The following is a 256-nucleotide window of genomic DNA, read 5'->3' on the forward strand; positions in this document are numbered from 1 at the left end:
GGCTTCACGGGTGTTGCGGCGCTTATCGTCAACTACCTCATCACGAAAGTCTATATCGAGCCGCGCCCTTTTGTAGAACATACGGTTCATACGCTGATCCCTCATGCCGCGGATGCTTCATTTCCGAGTGACCATACGACAGGCGCTTTGGCGATTTCAATTGCGATTCTGTTCCGCAACAAAAAACTCGGCTGGCCGCTTGTGATTTTCGGCCTTTTGACCGGCTTCTCAAGAATTTGGGTCGGCCACCATTATC

Annotated in this window: 1 protein-coding gene; it reads left to right on the top strand. The window is 51.6% G+C overall.

Features of this window, described 5'->3' with window-relative positions:
* Window positions 1-256: phosphatase PAP2 family protein (locus R0K30_RS22615; RefSeq protein WP_410613163.1), on the top strand; the 256-nt coding region annotated here is incomplete at both ends.

The sequence above is a fragment of the Bacillus sp. SIMBA_154 genome (assembly GCF_046536015.1).
GTDB lineage: Bacteria > Bacillota > Bacilli > Bacillales > Bacillaceae > Bacillus > Bacillus pumilus_P.